This window comes from Janthinobacterium sp. 1L-D-8-B-C4, assembly GCF_057291295.1.
Map to the genome: position 1 here is coordinate 157318 of NZ_JBXAVX010000010.1, position 19247 is coordinate 176564.

The 19247-nt window shown below is 61.0% G+C and carries 14 protein-coding genes and 1 tRNA gene; 5 read left to right on the forward strand and 10 right to left on the reverse strand.

Annotated elements, in window-relative coordinates:
* Positions 1 to 796: 796 nt before the first annotated feature.
* Positions 797 to 872: transfer RNA gene (locus AC0Z42_RS18310), tRNA-Arg, on the reverse strand.
* A gap of 199 nt (positions 873 to 1071) precedes the next feature.
* Between AC0Z42_RS18310 and AC0Z42_RS18315 the strand changes: the two genes are divergently transcribed.
* Positions 1072 to 1650, forward strand: a complete 579-nt coding sequence (locus AC0Z42_RS18315) for a c-type cytochrome (RefSeq protein WP_485469622.1) — start codon at positions 1072 to 1074, stop codon at positions 1648 to 1650.
* A gap of 52 nt (positions 1651 to 1702) precedes the next feature.
* Here AC0Z42_RS18315 and AC0Z42_RS18320 read toward each other — a convergent pair whose 3' ends face one another.
* From AC0Z42_RS18320 to AC0Z42_RS18335, 4 genes are all read right to left on the reverse strand, one after another.
* On the reverse strand, positions 1703 to 3607 hold the full coding sequence (locus AC0Z42_RS18320) for a methyl-accepting chemotaxis protein (RefSeq protein ID WP_485469680.1): 1905 nt from the start codon (positions 3605 to 3607) through the stop codon (positions 1703 to 1705).
* 220 nt (positions 3608 to 3827) lie between these two features.
* The gene (locus AC0Z42_RS18325) at positions 3828 to 5840 is read right to left on the reverse strand and encodes a M13 family metallopeptidase (RefSeq protein WP_485469681.1); all 2013 of its coding nucleotides are present in this window, start codon (positions 5838 to 5840) and stop codon (positions 3828 to 3830) included.
* 217 nt (positions 5841 to 6057) lie between these two features.
* A complete protein-coding gene (locus AC0Z42_RS18330; RefSeq protein ID WP_485469623.1) occupies positions 6058 to 8076 on the reverse strand; it encodes a M13 family metallopeptidase in 2019 nt (672 codons plus the stop codon).
* Positions 8077 to 8215: 139 nt separating this feature from the next.
* A complete protein-coding gene (locus AC0Z42_RS18335; protein WP_485469624.1) occupies positions 8216 to 8800 on the reverse strand; it encodes a hypothetical protein in 585 nt (194 codons plus the stop codon).
* 317 nt (positions 8801 to 9117) lie between these two features.
* On the opposite strand from AC0Z42_RS18335, the gene AC0Z42_RS18340 reads away from it, so the two are divergent.
* From AC0Z42_RS18340 to AC0Z42_RS18350, 3 genes are all read left to right on the forward strand, one after another.
* The gene (locus tag AC0Z42_RS18340; RefSeq protein WP_485469625.1) at positions 9118 to 10557 is read left to right on the forward strand and encodes a S41 family peptidase; all 1440 of its coding nucleotides are present in this window, start codon (positions 9118 to 9120) and stop codon (positions 10555 to 10557) included.
* 220 nt (positions 10558 to 10777) lie between these two features.
* Entirely contained in the window at positions 10778 to 11899 is a 1122-nt protein-coding gene (locus AC0Z42_RS18345; RefSeq protein ID WP_485469626.1) for a beta-ketoacyl-ACP synthase III, read from the forward strand.
* A gap of 210 nt (positions 11900 to 12109) precedes the next feature.
* Positions 12110 to 13819, forward strand: coding sequence for a cation:proton antiporter domain-containing protein (locus AC0Z42_RS18350; protein WP_485469627.1), 1710 nt, complete (start codon positions 12110 to 12112; stop codon positions 13817 to 13819).
* 26 nt (positions 13820 to 13845) lie between these two features.
* Here AC0Z42_RS18350 and AC0Z42_RS18355 read toward each other — a convergent pair whose 3' ends face one another.
* Positions 13846 to 15873: a 2,4-dienoyl-CoA reductase FMN-binding domain-containing protein gene (locus AC0Z42_RS18355; RefSeq protein WP_485469628.1), complete on the reverse strand. Its 2028-nt coding sequence runs from the start codon at positions 15871 to 15873 to the stop codon at positions 13846 to 13848.
* Positions 15874 to 16045: 172 nt separating this feature from the next.
* On the opposite strand from AC0Z42_RS18355, the gene AC0Z42_RS18360 reads away from it, so the two are divergent.
* The gene (locus AC0Z42_RS18360; RefSeq protein ID WP_485469629.1) at positions 16046 to 16642 is read left to right on the forward strand and encodes an SRPBCC family protein; all 597 of its coding nucleotides are present in this window, start codon (positions 16046 to 16048) and stop codon (positions 16640 to 16642) included.
* Between the two features lie 12 nt (positions 16643 to 16654).
* On the opposite strand, the gene AC0Z42_RS18365 is transcribed toward AC0Z42_RS18360, so the two are convergent.
* The 4 genes from AC0Z42_RS18365 to AC0Z42_RS18380 form a co-directional block, all read right to left on the reverse strand.
* Complete coding sequence (locus AC0Z42_RS18365; RefSeq protein WP_308923347.1) at positions 16655 to 17110, reverse strand: hypothetical protein; 456 nt, start codon at positions 17108 to 17110, stop codon at positions 16655 to 16657.
* A gap of 50 nt (positions 17111 to 17160) precedes the next feature.
* Positions 17161 to 17601, reverse strand: coding sequence for a DUF2721 domain-containing protein (locus tag AC0Z42_RS18370; RefSeq protein WP_094442761.1), 441 nt, complete (start codon positions 17599 to 17601; stop codon positions 17161 to 17163).
* Positions 17602 to 17704: 103 nt separating this feature from the next.
* A complete protein-coding gene (gene pip / locus AC0Z42_RS18375) occupies positions 17705 to 18661 on the reverse strand; it encodes a prolyl aminopeptidase (RefSeq protein ID WP_485469630.1) in 957 nt (318 codons plus the stop codon).
* Positions 18662 to 18688: 27 nt separating this feature from the next.
* The gene (locus AC0Z42_RS18380) at positions 18689 to 19171 is read right to left on the reverse strand and encodes an Lrp/AsnC family transcriptional regulator (RefSeq protein WP_485469631.1); all 483 of its coding nucleotides are present in this window, start codon (positions 19169 to 19171) and stop codon (positions 18689 to 18691) included.
* Positions 19172 to 19247 lie beyond the last annotated feature (76 nt).

A 19247-nucleotide genomic window follows, 5' to 3' on the forward strand; every position in this document is an offset into this window, starting at 1 on the left:
GAACGCCTCCATTGCTTCCCGACGAGGAATAAGATGGAGAGTAGGACGACGGCGAATTTGAGTATGACCCGAAGCCGCTATACCGGCTTCGGCTACTGCATGCGGGGCAAGCATCTCTCCCGCTCGCTGTACTATGGCCACGTACTGGTGCTGTGCATCTAGACATGTCGTAATCCTTTAGGTGGAATCGCTCTTCAGATAGCAGAGCAGTCTAACCTCGGTACAAGAGGCGGCAAATGACCTAACTCGGCCAATGCCGCTAAGGTTAGCATGTTGTAAATCTGGAAAATACATAAATATCACCCGGCATGTAAACATGAGCGGACAGCTAGACATCTGCGCCAAAGCGCAGATGTGCTGAATACCCATACCTAGTTGCGTACTATGGTTTTGAAGTGGTGGACTCTATTGATGGGCTGGCGACGATCTAAGCGGGTGCAGGCCTGCGTTCTATGCGATTGGCGGCGGTGTCCATGCGAATACTTGGAAGAATAGCTGAAGCAACTTCAGTCGCATCGCACTTTTTTAGCTCTCGATATAGGTAACCTGTAGACGCCCAAAAACGGCCGAAATTTTCCAACATCAGAAATTTTTAGATAAGGGCAACGCTGTTCGGTGCACATCAGGTAGCGAACAAAAAAGAGAAGCAGACCGAGCCTTCAACAAAAAAAATGCATTTTCGCAAAAAAGATTGGCACAATTTTCTGCGCAGTGCAGTGTGCCAAAATATGCTAAATAAAGTATCACATCGCAAACAAATGCCATGCCTACATACTTGATTTGTATAGAGGAAAACTGGTGCGGCTGGCGGGGATCGAACCCACGACCCTTGGCTTCGGAGGCCAATACTCTATCCACTGAGCTACAGCCGCGTAGGGGGAATTTCTGAAGTGAAGCGAAGGATACCGTTTTTCTTTACCTGCGTCTACGGAAACTGTCGTATCGCTGGCAATTGCATGTCACTGCTCAATTTTTGTGCCTATAATCGATAGTTTTATAAAGATTTGCATCCAGGCATGTAAAAATGCCAACATACACGGCCCACAGCTTCGAATCTGGACTAAGGACATCATGAGCGACGCACATAACGAACAACAATCAGCGATCAAAACGCCTAAACAACTGATAGCGGCAGTCGCCGGCTTTTTCCTTATAACGGTCATCGGCATCATCCTGCTGGTGCAATTCGTCACGGCGCAGAAGCTGACGGGCGAAGGCTCGAACAGCCAGTCGGCGGAAGCCATCGAGGAACGCCTGAGTCCGGTGGCCAATGCCGGCTATACCTTCAAGGACGCCAGCGGCCCGAAAGTGCTGCAAAGCGCCGAAGCGATCTATACCTCCACCTGCGTGGCCTGCCATGGCGCCGGCGTGGCCGGCGCACCGAAGTTTGGCGATGCGGGTGCCTGGACGGCGCGCCTGGCGCAAGGCTATGACACGGTATTGAAGCATGCGCTCGAAGGGCTGCGCGCGATGCCGGCCAAGGGCGGCAATCCGGACCTCGATGACGTCGAAGTGGCGCGCGCCGTGGTCTATATGGCCAATGCCTCGGGCGGCAAGTTCAAGGAGCCGGAAGTGCCGGCACCAGCCGCAGCGGCCGATGGCGCCGCGCCGGCAGCCGAAGCGGCACCAGCAGCAACGCCAGCCAAATAAAAAGGCCAGCTTCAAAAAAACCACCGTTCGGCACGGTGGTTTTTTTTCGTCCCTACAGTTTGAAGGCCGAGACGATCTGTTCCAGCTTGCCGGCCTGTTCCTGCATCGAATGGGCGGCAGCGGCGGCCTGCTCGACCAGCGCGGCGTTTTGCTGGGTGGCGTCGTCGAGCTGGGCAATGGCTTGGTTGACCTGGCCGATGCCGATATCCTGCTCCTGGCTGGCCAACATGATTTCGCCGAGGATGGCGGCGACCTTGTCGGTACCGGCAACGATCTCGCTCATGGTGGCGCCAGCCTGGCTGACCAGCTTGCTGCCGGCGTCGACGTTGTGCACCGATTCAGAGATAAGCGCGCCGATTTCCTTGGCGGCCTGGCTAGACCTCTGCGCCAGGTTGCGCACTTCGGAGGCCACCACCGCAAAGCCCCTGCCCTGTTCGCCGGCGCGCGCCGCTTCCACCGCCGCATTGAGCGCCAGGATATTGGTCTGGAAGGCGATGCCGTCGATGACGCTGATGATGTCGACGATTTTCTTCGACGACGCTTCGATCGCGCCCATCGTTTGCACCACTTGCGCCACCACCGCGCCGCCTTGCGCGGCAACCTTGGAGGCGTCGAGTGCCAGCCGGTTGGCCTGGGTGCCGCTGCTGACGTTCTGCTTGACGGTGCTGGTCAGCTGTTCCATCGACGAGGCGGTTTCTTCCAGCGCGCTGGCCTGGCTTTCGGTGCGGCTCGACAAGTCCTGGTTGCCGCTGGCGATTTCACGCGAGGCCAGCGCGATCGAGCCAGTGCTGCGGCCGATTTCACCAATCATGGTTTGCAGGCGGCCGATAAAGCTGTTGAAGCTGGTGGCGACGGCGTCGAATTCGCTGCCGCCACCGGCCGGCAGGCGGCGGCTCAGGTCGGCGTCGCCGGCCGACAGGGCATCGATATTGTCCTTCAGGCCAGTCAAGCGTTGCATGAAGACGCGGATGCCGCCGACGCACATCACGAACAGCAGGATGGCAACCGGGATCTGCACCGCGCCAAGTTTACCGAGGATGCGCCGGCTTTGCTGGGTCAGCGAGCTGGTCGGCAAGGAAGTGGCCAGCAGCCATGGGCTGCCGGGAATCGCGGTGACCAGCATCGTGCGCGCTTCGCCGGCGCTGTCGTAGTCGGACTCGATGCTGGTCTGTTTGTCGAGGGTCGGCAGCAGGCGCGCCAGTTCGGCGGCCATCGGCGAAGCGCTGGCCAAATCCGCCACTTTTTTCAGCACGATATCGCTCTTGATATAGGTGCTGTTGCTGACGATCTTGCCGTCGCGCTCGACGATCAGGATCTGGCCGTTCAGTTTTTTCTCCATGTCGGCCACCAGGCGGTTGAAAAAGCCCAGGGTCACATCGATGGTCGACACGCCGAACAGCTGGTCGCCCTTGTAGATCGGCATGGCGCAGTTGGTGCGCGGCTGCGGGCTGGCGTCGTCCTGGTAGGCATTGGCCCAGGTGCAATGGCCACGCGGCGATTTCAGGCCGCCGAGGAACCAGCTTTGCTCGAAATACTTCAGCGATTCCGGCGAATTCCAGTGCGTGTTGAACACCAGCTTGTTGGCGCTGTCACGCGCAACAAAAGTGGAAAACTTTTCGCGCCCCGGTTCGCGCTGGTTGGGCAGAGGCCAGATGCCGCCGCCAAACACGTTCGGGTCGGAATACTGGTCCACCAGGCCAGGCAGCACCACGTCGATAGTGGCGCTGTCGACCAGCGGGATGGTCTGCGTGATGCTGCGCGACTGCGCCTCGACCTGGCGCAATTGCTCGCCGATGCGGGTGGCGATATCGTTGACGCTGGAGGCGACCACCAGCGACTCGGTGCGCTTCAAGTCAGGCGTCACGAAGAAATGGATCACTGCCAGGGTCAGTCCCAGCAACAGCAGGAAAATCAGGCTGAACAAGGCGGTAAAGCGCGCCTGGCTGGTACGGAACAGGTTTTTCAAAGTGTGCCCCTTGAGCTCGTGAAGATGAATTTGCCGGCGCCGCACCATGCGTCGCCATGCCTGCTGCAATGTATATTCTGGGCAACAATCAAAGTCAATCCGCAAAAAACCAAGCTTACTAAAAACGCATTTTATTCACCCAGTTTTGCAACATGAAAAAAGCCGCCCGGCTGGTGACAGCGGAGCGGCTTCGAAGATTACCTTTCAGGCATTACCACATGATGACGCGGTCTTTCGGTGGCAGATACATCTTGTCGCCAGGTTTCACGCCGAAAGCCTGGTAGAAGCCCGGCTGGTTGCGCATGGTGCCATTGGCGCGGAATTCGCCTGGCGAATGCGGGTCGGTTTTCAGCAACACCAGTTGCTGGGCTTCACGCATCTTCATGCGCCATACCTGGGCAAAGCCCGCATAGAAGCGCTGCTCGCCGGTAAAGCCGTCGATGACCGGTGCTTTCTTGCCGTTCAGCGACAATTTATACGCCTTGTAGGCGATCGCCACGCCAGAGTTGTCGGCGATATTCTCGCCCAGGGTCAGCTCACCATTCACGTTGTGGCCTTTGACCGGGCTAAAGCCGTTGTACTGCTTGACCAGCTGCTGCGTCTTGGCCGCGAAGTTCTTGTGGTCGGCCTTGGTCCACCAGTCGCGCAGATTGCCGTCGCCGTCGTACTGGGCGCCCTGGTCGTCGAAGCCGTGGCTGATTTCATGGCCGATCACGCCGCCGATGGCGCCGTAGTTGACGGCGTCGTCGGCATTGGCGTCAAAGAACGGTGCTTGCAGGATGGCGGCCGGGAAAACGATTTCGTTCATTTCCGGGTTGTAATAGGCGTTGACGGTTTGCGGCGTCATGCCCCATTCGTCGCGGTCAATCGGCTGGCCCAGCTTGTTCAGTTCGCGGTTGTAATTGACCAGGTGCGAGCGCGCGATATTGCCGATCAGGTCGTCAGGCGTGACCGTCAGGCTGGAGTAGTCGCGCCATTTGTTCGGGTAGCCGATCTTGGTGGTGAACTTGGCCAGCTTGGCCTGCGCCTGCTTCTTGGTGACCGGGCTCATCCAGTCGAGCTTGTCGATGCTTTGCTTGTACGCCGTCATCAGGTTTTTCACCAGCGCTTCCATGCGCGCCTTGCGGTCGGCCGGGAAATATTGTTCGACGTACAGCTGGCCAACGGCTTCGCCCAGCGCGCCTTCGACGGCGCCCACGCCACGCTTCCAGCGCGGACGCATTTCCGTCACGCCCGTCAGGGTGGTGCCGTAGAACGCGAAGTTTTCATCGACATAGGCTTTCGGCAGGTAGCCCGCGTTAGCGTGCAGCAAATGCCACTGGAAATACGCTTTCCAGGTGTCGAGCGGGGTTTTTTCGGCAATCGCCGTGAAGCCCTTCAGGTAGCTGGGCTGGCTGACGATCACATAACCGACCTTGCCGGCGATGCCGGTGTCCGCCAGGTAGCGGTTCCAGTCGTAGCCGGGCGCCACTTCCGCCAGCTTCGCCAGTTCCACCTTGTTATAGGCTTTCACCGGGTCGCGGTTCTCGACATTGCTCCACTGCACGCGCGCCAGTTCCGTTTCCAGCGCCACGATGGCTTTCGCGTTGGCGCCAGCGTTCTTGTCGCCGGCCAGGCCCAGCATTTTTTCCACGTGGGCCGTGTATTTCGCCAGGGTGTCTGCCTTGGCCGCTTCCAGGTAGTAATCGCGGTCCGGCAGGCCCAGGCCGCTTTGCACGATGTCGGCCACGTACTTGGTCGAATCCTTGGCGTCCTGGTGGATGGCAAAGTCATACGGCGAGGTGACGCCAAGCTTGCTGAAGTGGGCGATCACGGCCGGCAGTTCTTTTTTGTCCTGCAGCGCGGCGATCTTTGCCAGTTCGGCATTCAAAGGGGTCAAGCCCAGGCTTTCAAGCTTGGCTTCGTCCATGAAGCTGTTGTAGAAGTCGCCGATTTTTTGTGCATTCGAGCCCGCTGCGCGGGCCTTGTCGGCGGCCGCGCCTTCGACGATGCCGCGCAATTGGGTTTGCGTGTCATCGGCCAGCTTGGCGAAACTGCCCCAGCTCGACTTGTCGGCGGGAATCACCGTGTCGGCCAGCCATTTGCCGTTCAGGTGCTGGAACAGGTCGTCCTGGGCGCGCACGGCCGGGTCGATGTATTCGATGGCGATGCCGGAAGCGAGGCCCGCAGGCGCGCTGGCGGCGACCGGAGCGGTTTTCTTGTTTACATCAGCAGCGTTGGCCATGCCGGCGACGCCGGCCAGCAAACTCAAGGTCAATGCACTTAACAAATGTCGATTCACGGTAGTCCTTGTATTGTGTGGAATATAAGGGTCAGAACGCCCTAGGCTTCTGGCCCGGTTTTCGACTGTAGCATACCGGCCGCAAGGGCATAAAAAAGTTTGCGGCGAAGGCAAAAAAGACCACGCGAGGTGGTCTTTTGTGTTGCTGCAACTATACGGTTTACCAGATGATGACGCGGTTTTCCGGGGCGACATACATCTTGTCGCCCGGTTTCACGCCGAACGCTTCATAGAAGCCAGGCTGGTTGACCATGGTGCCGTTGGCGCGATACTGGCCCGGCGAATGCGGATCGGTCTTGATCTGCACGATCTGTTGCGCTTCGCGCATCTTGCTGCGCCAGACCTGGCCAAAGCCCATGTAGAAGCGCTGGTCGCCGGTCAAGCCGTCGAGCACGGGCGCCGGTTGGCCTTTCAACGAAATCTTGTAGGCCTTGTAGGCGATCGCCACGCCGGAATTATCGGCAATGTTTTCGCCCAGGGTCAGCGCGCCGTTGACGTTATAGCCCGGCAACGGGCTGTAGCTGTCGTACTGCCTGGTCAGCGCGTCGGTCTTGGCAGCGAAGTTCTTGCGGTCTTCGGCCGTCCACCAGTCGCGCAGGTTGCCGTCGCCATCGGACTGGCTGCCCTTGTCGTCGAAGCCGTGGCTGATTTCATGGCCGATCACGGCGCCGATCGCGCCATAGTTGACGGCGTCGTCGGCGTTGGCGTCAAAGAACGGCGGCTGCAGGATCGACGCCGGGAACACGATCTCGTTCATGGTCGAGCTGTAATAGGCGTTCACCGTTTGCGGCGTCATGCCCCACTCTTCGCGGTCGATCGGTTTGCCCAGCTTGGCCACATTGCGTGCCGTGGCAAAGTTTGCCGCGCGCATCATGTTGCCGGCCAGGTCGTTGGAAGCGATCTGCAGTTTCGAGTAATCGCGCCATTTGTTCGGGTAGGCGATTTTTGGCGTGAACTTGGCCAGCTTGGCCTGCGCCTCTTTCTTGGTCTCCGGGCTCATCCAGTCCAGGGTGTCGATGCTTTCCTTGTAGGCGGCCAGCACGTTTTTCACCAGCCCTTGCATGTGTTCCTTGCGCTCGGCCGGAAAGTATTGCGCCACATACAGTTTGCCGACAGCTTCGCCCAGCACATTGTCGACGGCGCCCACGCCACGCTTCCAGCGCGGCTGGTTTTCCTTTACGCCGCTCAGCACGGTGCCGTAAAAGTCAAAGCTGGTATCGACAAAGTTTTTCGACAGGTAAGGCGCATAGGCGCGCAGCAGCTGCCACTCGAAATAGGCTTTTACGGTGTCGAGGTCGGCGGCAGCCAATACTTTGCTGTAGCCGGCCAGGTAGCTCGGCTGGTTGACGATCACGTAGTCGACCTTGTTGGCGATGCCGGCCGCGGCCAGGCTGCTTTTCAGGTCATAGCCTGGCGTCAGCTCATTGAGCTGGGTGACCGCCGTCTTGTTGTAGCGCTTGACGGGGTCGCGGTTTTCAACCTTGGTCCATTGCACTTCGGCCAGCGCCGTTTCCAGGGCTACCACGGCCTTGGCGCGTGCGGCGGCATTCTTGTCGCCGGCCATGGACAGCATTTTTTCCACGTGCGCCTGGTATTTGGCCTTCACTTCCGCCTGCTTCGGTTCCAGGTAATAGTCGCGGTCAGGCATGCCCAGGCCGCTCTGGCTCACATAGGCAGCGTATTTGGTCGACGCGCGCGCGTCCTGTCCCACATAAAAGGCATAGGGGGTCGAGACGCCGGTCTGGCTCAGGTGAGCGATCAGGCCCGGCACGCCCTTCTTGTCGCGCAGCGAGCGGATGCGATTCAGCTCGCCTGCCAGTGGTTTCACGCCCAGCGCATCGAGGCGGGCTTCATCCATGTAGCTGGCGTACAGGTCGCCAATCTTTTGCGCTTCGGAACCGGCCTTCTTGTTCTTGTCCTGTTGCGTCGCTTCGATAATGCCGCGCAATTGCGGCGTGGTGTCGTCGCGCAGCTTGGCAAACGAACCCCAGCTCGACTTGTCGGCCGGAATTTCAGCGGTTGCCAGCCATTTGCCGTTCAAATGGGTAAAGAAGTCATCCTGCACGCGCACGGCGGAGTCGATGTATTGCACGTCGATGCCGGACACAGGGGTGGGAGCGGCGTGGGCAAACGCAGCCAACAGGGTCAGGGTCAGGCTGCTCAAGAGATATCGTTTCACGAAAGTCCTTATGGGGCTGGTCAGAAAGAACGGGCGGATAGCCCGCCGCGCCGGGCGCGTCAAGACGGCGCGTCAAAGAATGTAGCACGCGCAGCACCGGCTTGACCATCCCCTGCCGCCGGACAGCTCCCAAAAAACGTCAGTTCCCGGGGAAATTCATGCTCGCGCCGCCGCTGCCCATGCTCGCGCCCATACCGCCCATGCCACCTTTGCCCCCCTTGCGCCCGCCAGGCTCGCCGCCCTCGCGCCCGCGCGACTCGGCATGCGGCACGGCGCCATCCATCACGCGCGCCATCTGGCCGGCGATAAACACGGTCACGGCCTGGCGCTGGCGTTCATCGAGCGCATCATTGACGCTCAGCCACCACTCGCGCAGCTGCTTTTCTTCGGCCAGGCTGACGGTACTTTCATTGTCCAGGCCCGCCAGCAGGTCGCGCAGTTCCAGGCTTGGTGACGCCAGCGCCTGCTGCACGCCAGCCTGCAAGCGTTCGCGGCGCGACTGGCGCTCGCGCAGCAGCTGGCGGGTTTTATTTTCTACCTGCTGCCACAGTATCTGCTGGTTGGCATTGAGTTTGAGTTCGGTCTTGAAATCGGGTGCCATCGGCAACAGGTCCTGCAAGCGCATCTCGGCGATCGGCACGGCCGAGGCACTGGCGCCTGCCATGCCCAGCATCAGGGCCAGCGCCATACGGCGCACATTGGAAAAGCACGGCAAAGATGTCATATGAAAGATTCCGGATAAAAAAAAGCCTGCGTCCGAAGACGCAGGCAAAACCACTTCGTGTCGAGAATGCGGATTGACTATAGGGCGGTCGGCTACGCTTTATTTCGACTCTTACAAATGCTTACTCCCCTCAAGACTATCCCTACACGGCTGTACACAAGCGCTACATTTGGCAAGCTTGCACGGTGCTTTTTGCGCCTACACTGCCATTACCTGCGCGCCTACAGCGCCAGCGGTAATTCAGGACTATACTTTCAAACAGGCGCCGCTCCATGGGGACTGGCGCCGCAGCAACGCATCGACGAAGGCGCAAATTCATGGGCAAACTTAAAAATACCGGCTTGATCGGCCTGGGCGTGGTGGCCGGCATCGCGGTGTCGCTGCAGTTTTCGGCGATGGCGCAAAAAAGCGTCGAGCCGGCCTTGCCACTGGAAGAATTACGCCAGCTGGCCGATGTGTTTGGCCTGATCAAGTCCGATTACGTGGAACCGGTGGAAGACAGGAAACTGCTGACGGAAGCCATTTCCGGCATGGTCGCCTCGCTCGACCCGCACTCGGCCTACCTGGATAAAAAAGCCTACGCCGAATTGCGCGAAGGCTCGGAAGGCAAGTTTGTCGGGCTGGGCATCGAGATCGGCGCCAGCGACGACGGCTATATCAAGATCGTCTCGCCGATCGAGGATTCACCGGCCTACCGCGCCGGCATCAAGGCGGGAGACCTGATCACGCGCCTCGACGGCCAGCCGGTCAAGGGCGTGAGCCTGGAAGACAGCGTCAAGCGGATGCGCGGCGAGCCAGGCACGAAGGTCACCCTGACGATCGCCCGCCAGGATGAGCCGCAGCCGCTGTCATTCACCATCACGCGCGAAGAAATCCACCAGAAGAGCGTCAAGTCGAAAATGGTCGAGCCGGGCTACGCCTGGCTGCGCGTGTCGCAGTTCCAGGAGCCGACCGTGGACGATCTGGCGGCCCAGATCACGGCGCTGTACCAGCAGGACCCGCAGATCAAGGGCATGGTGCTGGACCTGCGCAACGATCCGGGCGGCGTGCTGCAAGGCGCCATCGGCGTGTCGGCGGCGTTTTTGCCCAAGGATGCGGCCATCGTCTCGACCAACGGCCAGGTGGCCGAATCTAAACAGGTATTTTATGGCCGCGCCGAATACTACGCCTTCCGTTCCGACGGCGACGCGCTGGCGAAACTGCCGGCGGCGGTAAAAGACGTGCCGCTGGTGGTGCTGGTCAATACAGGTTCGGCCTCGGCCTCGGAAATCGTCGCCGGCGCCCTGCAGGACTACAAGCGCGCCACGATTATCGGCACGCAGACCTTCGGCAAGGGCTCGGTGCAGACCATCCGGCAGCTGACGGCCGACACCGCCGTCAAGCTGACCACCGCCCGCTATTACACGCCGAAAGGCCGCTCGATCCAGGCCAGGGGCATCGTGCCCGACCTGCTGGTCGATGAAACGGCCGAAGGCGACGGGTTGAACAGCCTGCGCATGCGCGAAGCGGATCTGCAAAAGCATCTGAGCAACGACCGCGACAAGGAAAGCGCCAAGGCCGCCCCCGTCAACGACGAGATGGAAGAGCAGTTGCGCATCATGGCGCTGGAAAAGAACCGCAAGCCGCTGGAGTTCGGCAGCAAGGACGATTTCCAGCTGACCCAGGCACTGAACCATCTGAAAGGCTTGCCGGTACAACTGGCCAAGGCCGAGCCGGTGGTGGTGCAGGCCGATGTGAAAAAAGACCAAAAGAAATAACCTTTTACCCTAAAGCAAGGCCGGGGTCGGACGGGGGCGCCAAGCCCCTCAGGGTCCGACCCCAGTCTCTGTCGTTGGGTTGATTCTTGTCAAATACCACCGCTGCGCAACACCCCTCTTCCGCTACAACCCAACGAAACTCTCTCAAGCCCACCCTGTTTGTGTAGAATTTGCTTCACTTGTCGGCATCGCGCCGATTGCCCAATTTGAAAGCGAATCCATGAAACAAGTCGTCATCAGCGGTACCGGCCTGTACACGCCGCCATTTTCGATCTCCAACGAAGAGCTGGTCGCCTGCTTCAACGCCTACGCAGAAAAAACCAATGCCGATAACGCCGAGGCGATTGCCGCCGGCACCGCCACGGCGCTGGATTTGTCGAGCGTGGCGTTTATCGAAAAGGCCTCCGGCATCAAGTCGCGCTACGTGATGGAAAAGGAAGGCATCCTCGACCCGGCGCGCATGGTCTCGCGCATTGCAGAGCGTGGCGATGACGAGATCTCGCTGCAGGCTGAAATGGCCGTGGCCGCCGCGCGCGACGCCTTGGCCCGCGCTGGCCGCAGCGCCGCCGATATCGACATGGTGCTGGTCGCTTGCAGCAACATGCAGCGCGCCTACCCGGCGCTGGCGGTCGAAGTGCAGGACGCGCTGGAGATCGACGGCTACGGTTTCGATATGAACGTGGCGTGCTCGTCGGCCACCTTCGGCATCCAGCAGGCGGTGGCCGCCGTGCAAAGCGGCCAGGCGCGCGCCGTGCTGGTGCTGAACCCGGAAATTACCAGCGGCCACCTGAACTGGCGCGACCGCGACAGCCACTTCATTTTTGGCGATGCCTGCACCGCCATCGTCGTCGAAGCCAAAGAAACAGCCGTGTCCGAACACCAGTTCGAGATTATCGGCACGGAACTGAAAACACGCTTTTCGAACGCGATTCGCAACAACTTCGGCTTTTTGAACCGTTTTGACGAGTCCGGCGTCGGCCAGGCCGACAAGCTGTTCCGCCAGCAGGGCCGCAAAGTCTTCAAGGAAGTGTGCCCGATGGCCGCCGAAATGATCAAGGCGACCCTGGCCAAGGCCGGCGTGGAAGTGCCGCAAGTGCGCCGCTACTGGCTGCACCAGGCCAACCTGAACATGAATTTGCTGATCGCGCGCCTGATCCTGGGCCGCGACGCCGAACCGGGCGAAGCACCGGTGATCCTCGACACCTATGCCAATACCTCGTCGGCCGGCTCGATTATTGCCTTCCATAAATATCAAGATGATTTGGAAACGGGCGCGCTGGGCGTGATCTGCTCGTTTGGCGCCGGCTACTCGATCGGTTGCGTGGTGGTGCGCAAGGTCTGAAACGATATGGTTTGAAAAACACCCGATCACTGCAATTGAGTGCAGTTCCAGGTGGATAGGCATGCGTTCGCGCCCACCTGGACGAAGATGCAGCACAAGTTTTTTGCAAAAAAGCCGCAGGAAAATTTCCAGCCTGGCCTTTCCAGCGTTTATACTTACTCGCTGAGCAACATCTTTTTCCCTCCGCATCCTGTAAGGAACCCATAACGCATGCCCCACGACATCAGTCTGATCACCACCATTGCCGCCGCCCTCGGGGTTGGCCTCGTTTTTGGCTTTATCGCCGCCCGCATGAAGCTGCCGGCTTTGGTCGGCTACCTGGCCGCCGGCATCGTCATCGGACCGGCCACGCCCGGTTTCGTTGCCGATGCGCAGATCGCCGGGCAATTGGCGGAGATCGGGGTGATGCTGATGATGTTCGGAGTCGGCCTGCACTTTTCCATCGAGGATTTATGGGATGTGCGCAAGATCGCCCTGCCGGGCGCCATCTTGCAGATCGGCGTCGCCACGGCGATGGGCATGGGCCTGGCCCACTGGTGGGGCTGGAGCCTCGGCGGCGGCCTGATCTTTGGCCTGGCGCTGTCGGTCGCCAGTACCGTGGTGCTGCTGCGCGCGCTGGAAGAACGGGGCATACTTGATTCCCTGAATGGCCGTATCGCCGTCGGCTGGCTGGTGGTGGAAGACCTGGTCACCGTGCTGGTGCTGGTGCTGCTGCCGGCCTTTGCGGGGACTTTGGGCGGCACGGTCGCGCCCGGTTCGGAAGAAGTCAGCCTGTGGCGCACCCTGGCCATCACCTTGGGCCAGGTGGCCGGCTTTATCATCTTCATGCTGGTGGTGGGGCGCAAGTTGTTCCCGTGGATCTTGTGGCAGGTGGCGCGCACCGGTTCGCGCGAACTGTTCACCTTGTGCGTGATTGCGGCGGCCGTCGGCATTGCCTACGCGTCGACCAAGCTGTTCGGGGTGTCGTTCGCGCTGGGCGCCTTCTTTGCCGGCATGGTGCTGCGCGAATCGGAACTGAGCCATCGCGCCGCCGAAGAGTCGCTACCGCTGCGCGACGCGTTCGCCGTGCTGTTTTTCGTCTCGGTCGGCATGCTGTTCGAGCCCAATATCCTGATCGAAAAACCGCTGCAGGTGCTGGCCGTGTGCGCCATCATTATCTTCGGCAAGTCGATCGCCGCCTTTTTGCTGGTGATGGCGCTGCGTTATCCACCGAAGACCGCCATTATCGTCTCGGCCAGCCTGGCGCAGATCGGTGAGTTTTCCTTCATTTTGGCCGCGCTGGGCCTGTCGCTGGGCCTGATGCCGCAGGAAGGCCAGAGCCTGATCCTGGCCGGCGCCATCCTGTCGATCGCACTGAACCCGGTAGTGTTCAGCATGGCCAAGCCGCTGCTGAACGTCATCGGCAACAGCGATTTTGCGCGCAAGTTCGAACGCACCAACGATCCGCTGGCTGAACTGCCAATGACGGTGCCGCAGGAAAAACTGCATGGCCAGATCGTGCTGGTCGGCTACGGCCGCGTGGGCCGGCGCATCGCGGCCGCACTGATGGAACGTGGCATCCACTTCGTGGTGGCCGAGGAAAACCGTGAAATCGTCGACCAGCTGCGCAAGGACGGCATCCCTGCCGTGGCCGGCAATGCGGGCGAACCGGCGGTGCTGATCCAGGCGCATATCACGCATGCCACCATGCTGGTGATCGCCACGCCGGACACCTTCCACGTGCGCGCCATGATTGAAACGGCGCGTGCGCTGAACCCCGGCATCCTGACGGTGGTGCGCACGCACAGTGAAGAAGAAGCCGAACTGCTGCGCGCCGAAAACGCCGGCAAGGTGTTTATCGGCGAGCACGAACTGGCGAACGGCATGATCGACCATGTGCTGCACAGTTTTGATGGCGAAAAGAAAGGCCACGGCCACTGAGATGGCACGGCGCGGTTTGGACGTTCTTACAACCGCGCCGCCAGTTCCGCCCCTTCCCGTATCGCCCGCTTCGCATCGAGCTCGGCCGCCAGCGCCGCGCCGCCGATCGCATGAAAACGCGGGCCGCCCTGCGCGCCAGGTGCCGGCATCAGTTCCGTCAGGCTGTCCTGCCCCGCGCAAATGATCACGTTGTCAACCGCCAGCAAGCGCTGCACGCCACCGACGGTAATGTGCAGGCCCTGGTCGTCGATCTTGTCGTAGGACACGCCAGCGAGCATGCATACGCCGTTCCTGGCCAGCGCCGCGCGGTGCACCCAGCCCGAGGTCTTGCCCAAACCTGCGCCGACCCTGCTGGCCTTGCGCTGCAACAGGAATAGTTGCCGCACCGGTTCCGCCGCCTGCGCCGGCACCAGGCCGCCGCCAGTGGCCGCATTCAGGTCCACGCCCCATTCGCCGGCCCAGGCGGCAATCGGCTGCGGCAGCGGATGGGCCGAATCATGCAGCAGGTACTCGCTGACGTCGAAGCCGATGCCGCCGGCGCCGATCACGGCCACGCGCTTGCCGACTTGCGCCTTGTGCTGCAGCACGTCCAGGTAGCTCAGCACACTGGGGTGATCGATGCCGGGGATGCCTGGCAGGCGCACCTTGATGCCGGTGGCAACAACCACCTCGTCAAAGCCGCCGGCCAACAATTGTTCGCGCGTCACACGCTGGCCCAGGCGCACATCGACGCCCAGCAGCGCCAGCCGACGTTCAAAGTAGCGGATGGTCTCGGCGAATTCTTCCTTGCCCGGTATCTGCATGGCTACCTTGAACTGGCCGCCGACCTTGGGCGCGGCGTCGAACAGGGTTACCTGGTGGCCGCACTCGGCGGCGACGGTGGCGGCCGACAGGCCGGCAGGGCCGGCACCGACCACTGCCACTTTTTTCAGCACCGCTTTTTTGGCATAGACCAGTTCCGTTTCATGGCAGGCGCGCGGGTTGACCAGGCAGCTGGCGCGTTGGTTGGCAAAGGTGTGGTCGAGGCAAGCCTGGTTGCAGCCGATACAGGTATTGATTTCATCGCTGCGCCCCGAGGCCGCTTTTGCGACGAAGTGCGGATCGGCCAGGAAAGGACGCGCCATCGACACCAGGTCGCAGTCGCCGCGCGCCAGGATGGCATCCGCTTCCTGCGGCATGTTGATGCGGTTCGAGGCCACCACGGGAATGCTCACTTCGCGCCGCAAGCGCCCCGCCACGCTGGCAAAAGCCGCGCGCGGCACCGATGTGACGATGGTCGGCACGCGCGCTTCATGCCAGCCGTAGCCGCTGTTGAGGATGGTCACGCCGGCCTGTTCCAGCGCCTTGGCCACCGTCACCACCTCGTCCCAGGTATTGCCGCCTTCGACCAGGTCGAGCAGGGAATGGCGGTACATGATGATGAATTCACGCCCGACGGCGGCGCGGATGCGGCGCACGATCTCGACGGCCAGGCGCATGCGGTTGGCGATGTCGCCGCCCCAACGATCAAGGCGCAAATTGGTGCGTGCACATAAAAACTGGTTCAGCAGATAGCCTTCGCTGCCCATCACTTCGACGCCGTCGTAGCCGGCCTGTTTGGCCAGGCGCGCGCAGCGCACATAGGCGCTGATGGTGCGTTCGATGCCGCGTTCGGTGAGCGCGCGCGGGCGAAATGGCGAAATCGGCGACTTTTTCGCCGAGGCTGACACCACGAAAGGCTGGTAGCCATAGCGGCCCGCATGCAGGATCTGCATGACGATCTTGCCGCCCTCTTCGTGCACGGCGCGCGTCACCTTGCGGTGATTGAGCACGTCGCCGAGGAAATTCATGGTGCCGCCAAACGGCAGCAGCCAGCCTTGCCGGTTCGGCGAAATGCCGCCCGTGACGATCAGCCCCACGCCGCCCTTCGCGCGTTCGCGGTAGAAAGCGGCCAGCTTGCCGTAGTGATAAAAACGGTCTTCCAGACCGGTGTGCATGGAACCCATGATGACGCGGTTGCGCAAGGTGGTAAAGCCCAGGTCGAGCGGGGCCAGCAGGTGGGGATAAGCGGTCATGGCGGTACTCGGTAAGAACGTGCGGCGGCGACGTCCAGCAGGCGTACGGTAGCAAGCATTGCAGGCGGGCGCAGCGCTTTTCTGTAGACCGGGGGTTCTAATATGTACGCAAGCGCACCTTGGCGGCGCGCGCAGCTTGTGCCGGACGATAGTTTCCCGTAGGCTAGACTGCATGATGCGATTATCTTTCAGTCTGCTGCTGCTGTGCGCCCTGCCCTGGTCCACCCCGGCGCTGGCGCAGGCGCCGCGCCTGGACACGCCGCGCCTCAAGGTCGAGGTCAAGCGCATCGAGGTCGATGCCCAGCGCATGTATGAAGTGAACGCCAATGCCGTGGTGCAGGCGGCCCCCGCCGCCGTGTGGAAAACCCTGACCGGCTACGAGCGCATGAGCGAGTTCGTGCCCGACCTCAGTTCCTGCCGCGTGCTGTCGCGCAACGGCAATGAGGTCATCATCGAGCAGCAGGGCATGGCCCGCTTCCTGTTCATGAACCACCCGATCCACCTGGTGGTGCGGGCGATGGAAACGCCGATGACGGCGATCGACATCGACCTCATTTCCGGCGACATGCGCCACTACGAGTCGCGCTGGGCCTTGACGCCCATGCCCGAGACGGGCGGCACGCGCATCGTCTTTTCCAGCCGCTTGATGCCGGGCTTCTATGTGCCCGGCATGCTGGGCACGACCATGATACGCGGCGATATCGAGCGCATGATGGGCGCCGTGATGGCGCGCATCGACAGCCAGCCAGCGCCCGCTGCAGTCAAATAGTTCAGGCCAGACTCAAGCCAGATAAGTATCGCGGTCGCGCAGTTCGGCGTAGTTTTCCAGGTTGCCCAATTTTACTGTCACCGGATTCAGGCTGGCCTGCGGCTGCATCGAGCGCCAGGCGAACAGCCATTCCTGCTCCACCGCTTCTTCGCGCGTCTTGGTAAACGCGGCGCCCAGGGCGGCGCGCTGGCCGTATTCGACCAGGCCGTCGATGCCCGCCCAGCTGGGCAAAGTGCGCTGCACGGCGCGGTGCAGGCGTTCGCCGAACTCTTCCGTGTTATGGATGATCAGGCAGCTGTCGGCCGGCGCGAACAGGTCGAACAGTTTCTTGTCCCACACCTGTGAAAAACTCAAGGTGAGGCAGTTGCCGGCCGGGGTCAGGCGGAACTGGCCCAGGCTCAGCGCCAGTTCGAGTTCGCTGCGCTGGCCGTAGCGGTGCAGTGTGGGGGGGCGTTGGTAATCGTGCATGCTAAGACTCAATCTTCAATATGGGGAATGGCAAGACCGGCGCGCGGCAATCAGCGTGGCGGTCGGATATGGCGCCGGATGCGCTGGGCGGTGGCGGCAAGATAAATCTCGCGCAGCAGGTAAGTGAAACAGCCGATCAGGCAGATCACGGCCAGCACGAAAAACACGGCGATGTATTTATCGAGCGTCAGATTCAGTATATCGCCCAAAAACAGCATGGCGATAATGACGCAGACGAAGAAACCGCACGCCGTGCTGAGGGAAATCGAATAATTGATCAGATGGGTGCGCCGGTACAGGGTATCGAGCTCATCCATGTAAAAATCGTTGTAGCCAATATCGAGCCGGTCTTCCAGCACGCGTGTGCGGTCTATGATGCGGCCCAGGCGATTGGTCAGCACTACCAGCATGGTGCCGATACCGGTCAGCAGGAATACCGGCGCAATCGCCAGCTGGATGATGTGGCCAATGTCGCCGATCTGTATGTTCATGGATAAAGGTAATGGTTCACGCTGGCGCCGACGCCGGTGCCGGCACAGGCGCTAGTGTAGCAGGCGCGGGCGTTGCAACGGTAGGCTGCCGCGCCCGTGCCGGCTATACGAAGCCGCGGCCCGGCTGGAAACGTTGCGTGGCGTTCACCAGCGCTGCAGCGATACCCCGTTCCAGCGCGCCATGGCCGGCGTCCGGGATCATCTCAAGTTGCGAACCGGGCCAGGCCTGGTGCAAACGGTATGCCGACAAGGGCGGGCAGATGGCGTCGTAGCGCCCTTGCACGATGACGGCCGGCAAATGCGCGATGCGGTGCAATTGCCGGATCAGCTGGTCTTCCTCGAAAAAGCCCAGGTTGGCCATATAGTGCGATTCCAGCCGGCCCACGCCCAGGTCGAGCGCATCGTTGGGCGTATCTTCGGCTTGCGGCATCAGGTAGACGCGGCGTCCTTCGAAGCGGCTCCAGGCGCGCGCGGCCGGCCAGTACATTGCCGGGTCGCCGCTGAGGATGCGTTTCACGTAGGCGGCCAGCAGGTCGCCGCGCTCTTCTTCAGGAATCAGGGCGGCAAATTCTTCGTACAGGTCGGGGTAAAACCAGCGCACGCCTTCGATGAACCAGTCGATCTCGGCCTGCGTGCACAGGAAGATGCCACGCAGCACGAAGCCCAGGCAAGCTTCTGGATGGGCCTCACCATACGCCAGCGCCAGGGTCGAGCCCCACGAACCGCCAAACACCAGCCATTGTTGTATGCCGAACTGGGCGCGCAACTGTTCAATGTCATCGATCAGGAGCTGCGTGGTGTTGTTGCGCCACTCGCCCAGCGGCGTCGACTTGCCGGCGCCGCGCTGGTCGAACAGGATCACGCGGTAGCGCTGCGGGTCAAAAAAGCGGCGGTGCTGCGGCGACAGGCCGGCGCCCGGGCCGCCATGCAGAAACAGCACGGGAATGCCGTCCGGGTTGCCGCACTCTTCCCAGTAAATGGTGTGCAGCGCATCGACGGCCAGCATGCCGTGCCGGTTCGGCAACAAGGCAGGAAACAACGGTGACAGGGTATCGGGCATGGCAGTACTCACTAGGTTGGACAGGCCTCAGGCCAGCGGCAAGGGCAGCCGGTTCGACGACTTGATCTCGCGCATCGACAGGCTGGACTGGATTTCCGCCACGCCGGGCAGGCGGCGCAGGACGTTGGAGACGAATTCGCCATACGCTTCCAGGTCGCGCGCCACCACTTGCAAGAAATAATCGGCTTCACCGGCCACGTTATGGCACGACAAAATTTCAGGAATCGACATGATCGCCTGCTCGAACTGCGACGGCTGCTCGTTGCCATGGTTGGCAAACACGATGCGCACGAACGCCACCAGGCCGATGCCCAGCTTCTTGCGGTTGATCAGCGCCTGGTAGCCGGTAATGAACCCTTCGTCCTCCAGCCGGCGCAAACGGCGCCAGACCGGCGTTTCACTAAGCTTCAGGCGATCGGCAAGGCGCGCATTGGACAACCGCCCTTCTTCCTGCAACAGCCTGAGTATGTGCAAATCAGTGGCATCCAGGCTTACTTCTGAAATTTTCATCTATTTATTGTTTTATTACGGGTGGAATCTACCCAGATACTAGAACATGGCAGGCAGCAATAGCAAGCACATTTCA

Bases quoted from the DNA above. Each gene is read 5' to 3' on its own strand.
- AC0Z42_RS18315 (WP_485469622.1), top strand. From the start codon at position 1,072: ATGAGCGACGCACATAACGAACAACAATCAGCGATCAAAACGCCTAAA.
- AC0Z42_RS18325 (WP_485469681.1), bottom strand. From the start codon at position 5,840: ATGGCCAACGCTGCTGATGTAAACAAGAAAACCGCTCCGGTCGCCGCC.
- AC0Z42_RS18335 (WP_485469624.1), bottom strand. From the start codon at position 8,800: ATGACATCTTTGCCGTGCTTTTCCAATGTGCGCCGTATGGCGCTGGCC.
- AC0Z42_RS18340 (WP_485469625.1), top strand. From the start codon at position 9,118: ATGGGCAAACTTAAAAATACCGGCTTGATCGGCCTGGGCGTGGTGGCC.
- AC0Z42_RS18345 (WP_485469626.1), top strand. From the start codon at position 10,778: ATGAAACAAGTCGTCATCAGCGGTACCGGCCTGTACACGCCGCCATTT.
- AC0Z42_RS18350 (WP_485469627.1), top strand. From the start codon at position 12,110: ATGCCCCACGACATCAGTCTGATCACCACCATTGCCGCCGCCCTCGGG.
- AC0Z42_RS18355 (WP_485469628.1), bottom strand. From the start codon at position 15,873: ATGACCGCTTATCCCCACCTGCTGGCCCCGCTCGACCTGGGCTTTACC.
- AC0Z42_RS18360 (WP_485469629.1), top strand. From the start codon at position 16,046: ATGATGCGATTATCTTTCAGTCTGCTGCTGCTGTGCGCCCTGCCCTGG.
- AC0Z42_RS18365 (WP_308923347.1), bottom strand. From the start codon at position 17,110: ATGCACGATTACCAACGCCCCCCCACACTGCACCGCTACGGCCAGCGC.
- AC0Z42_RS18370 (WP_094442761.1), bottom strand. From the start codon at position 17,601: ATGAACATACAGATCGGCGACATTGGCCACATCATCCAGCTGGCGATT.
- pip (WP_485469630.1), bottom strand. From the start codon at position 18,661: ATGCCCGATACCCTGTCACCGTTGTTTCCTGCCTTGTTGCCGAACCGG.
- AC0Z42_RS18380 (WP_485469631.1), bottom strand. From the start codon at position 19,171: ATGAAAATTTCAGAAGTAAGCCTGGATGCCACTGATTTGCACATACTC.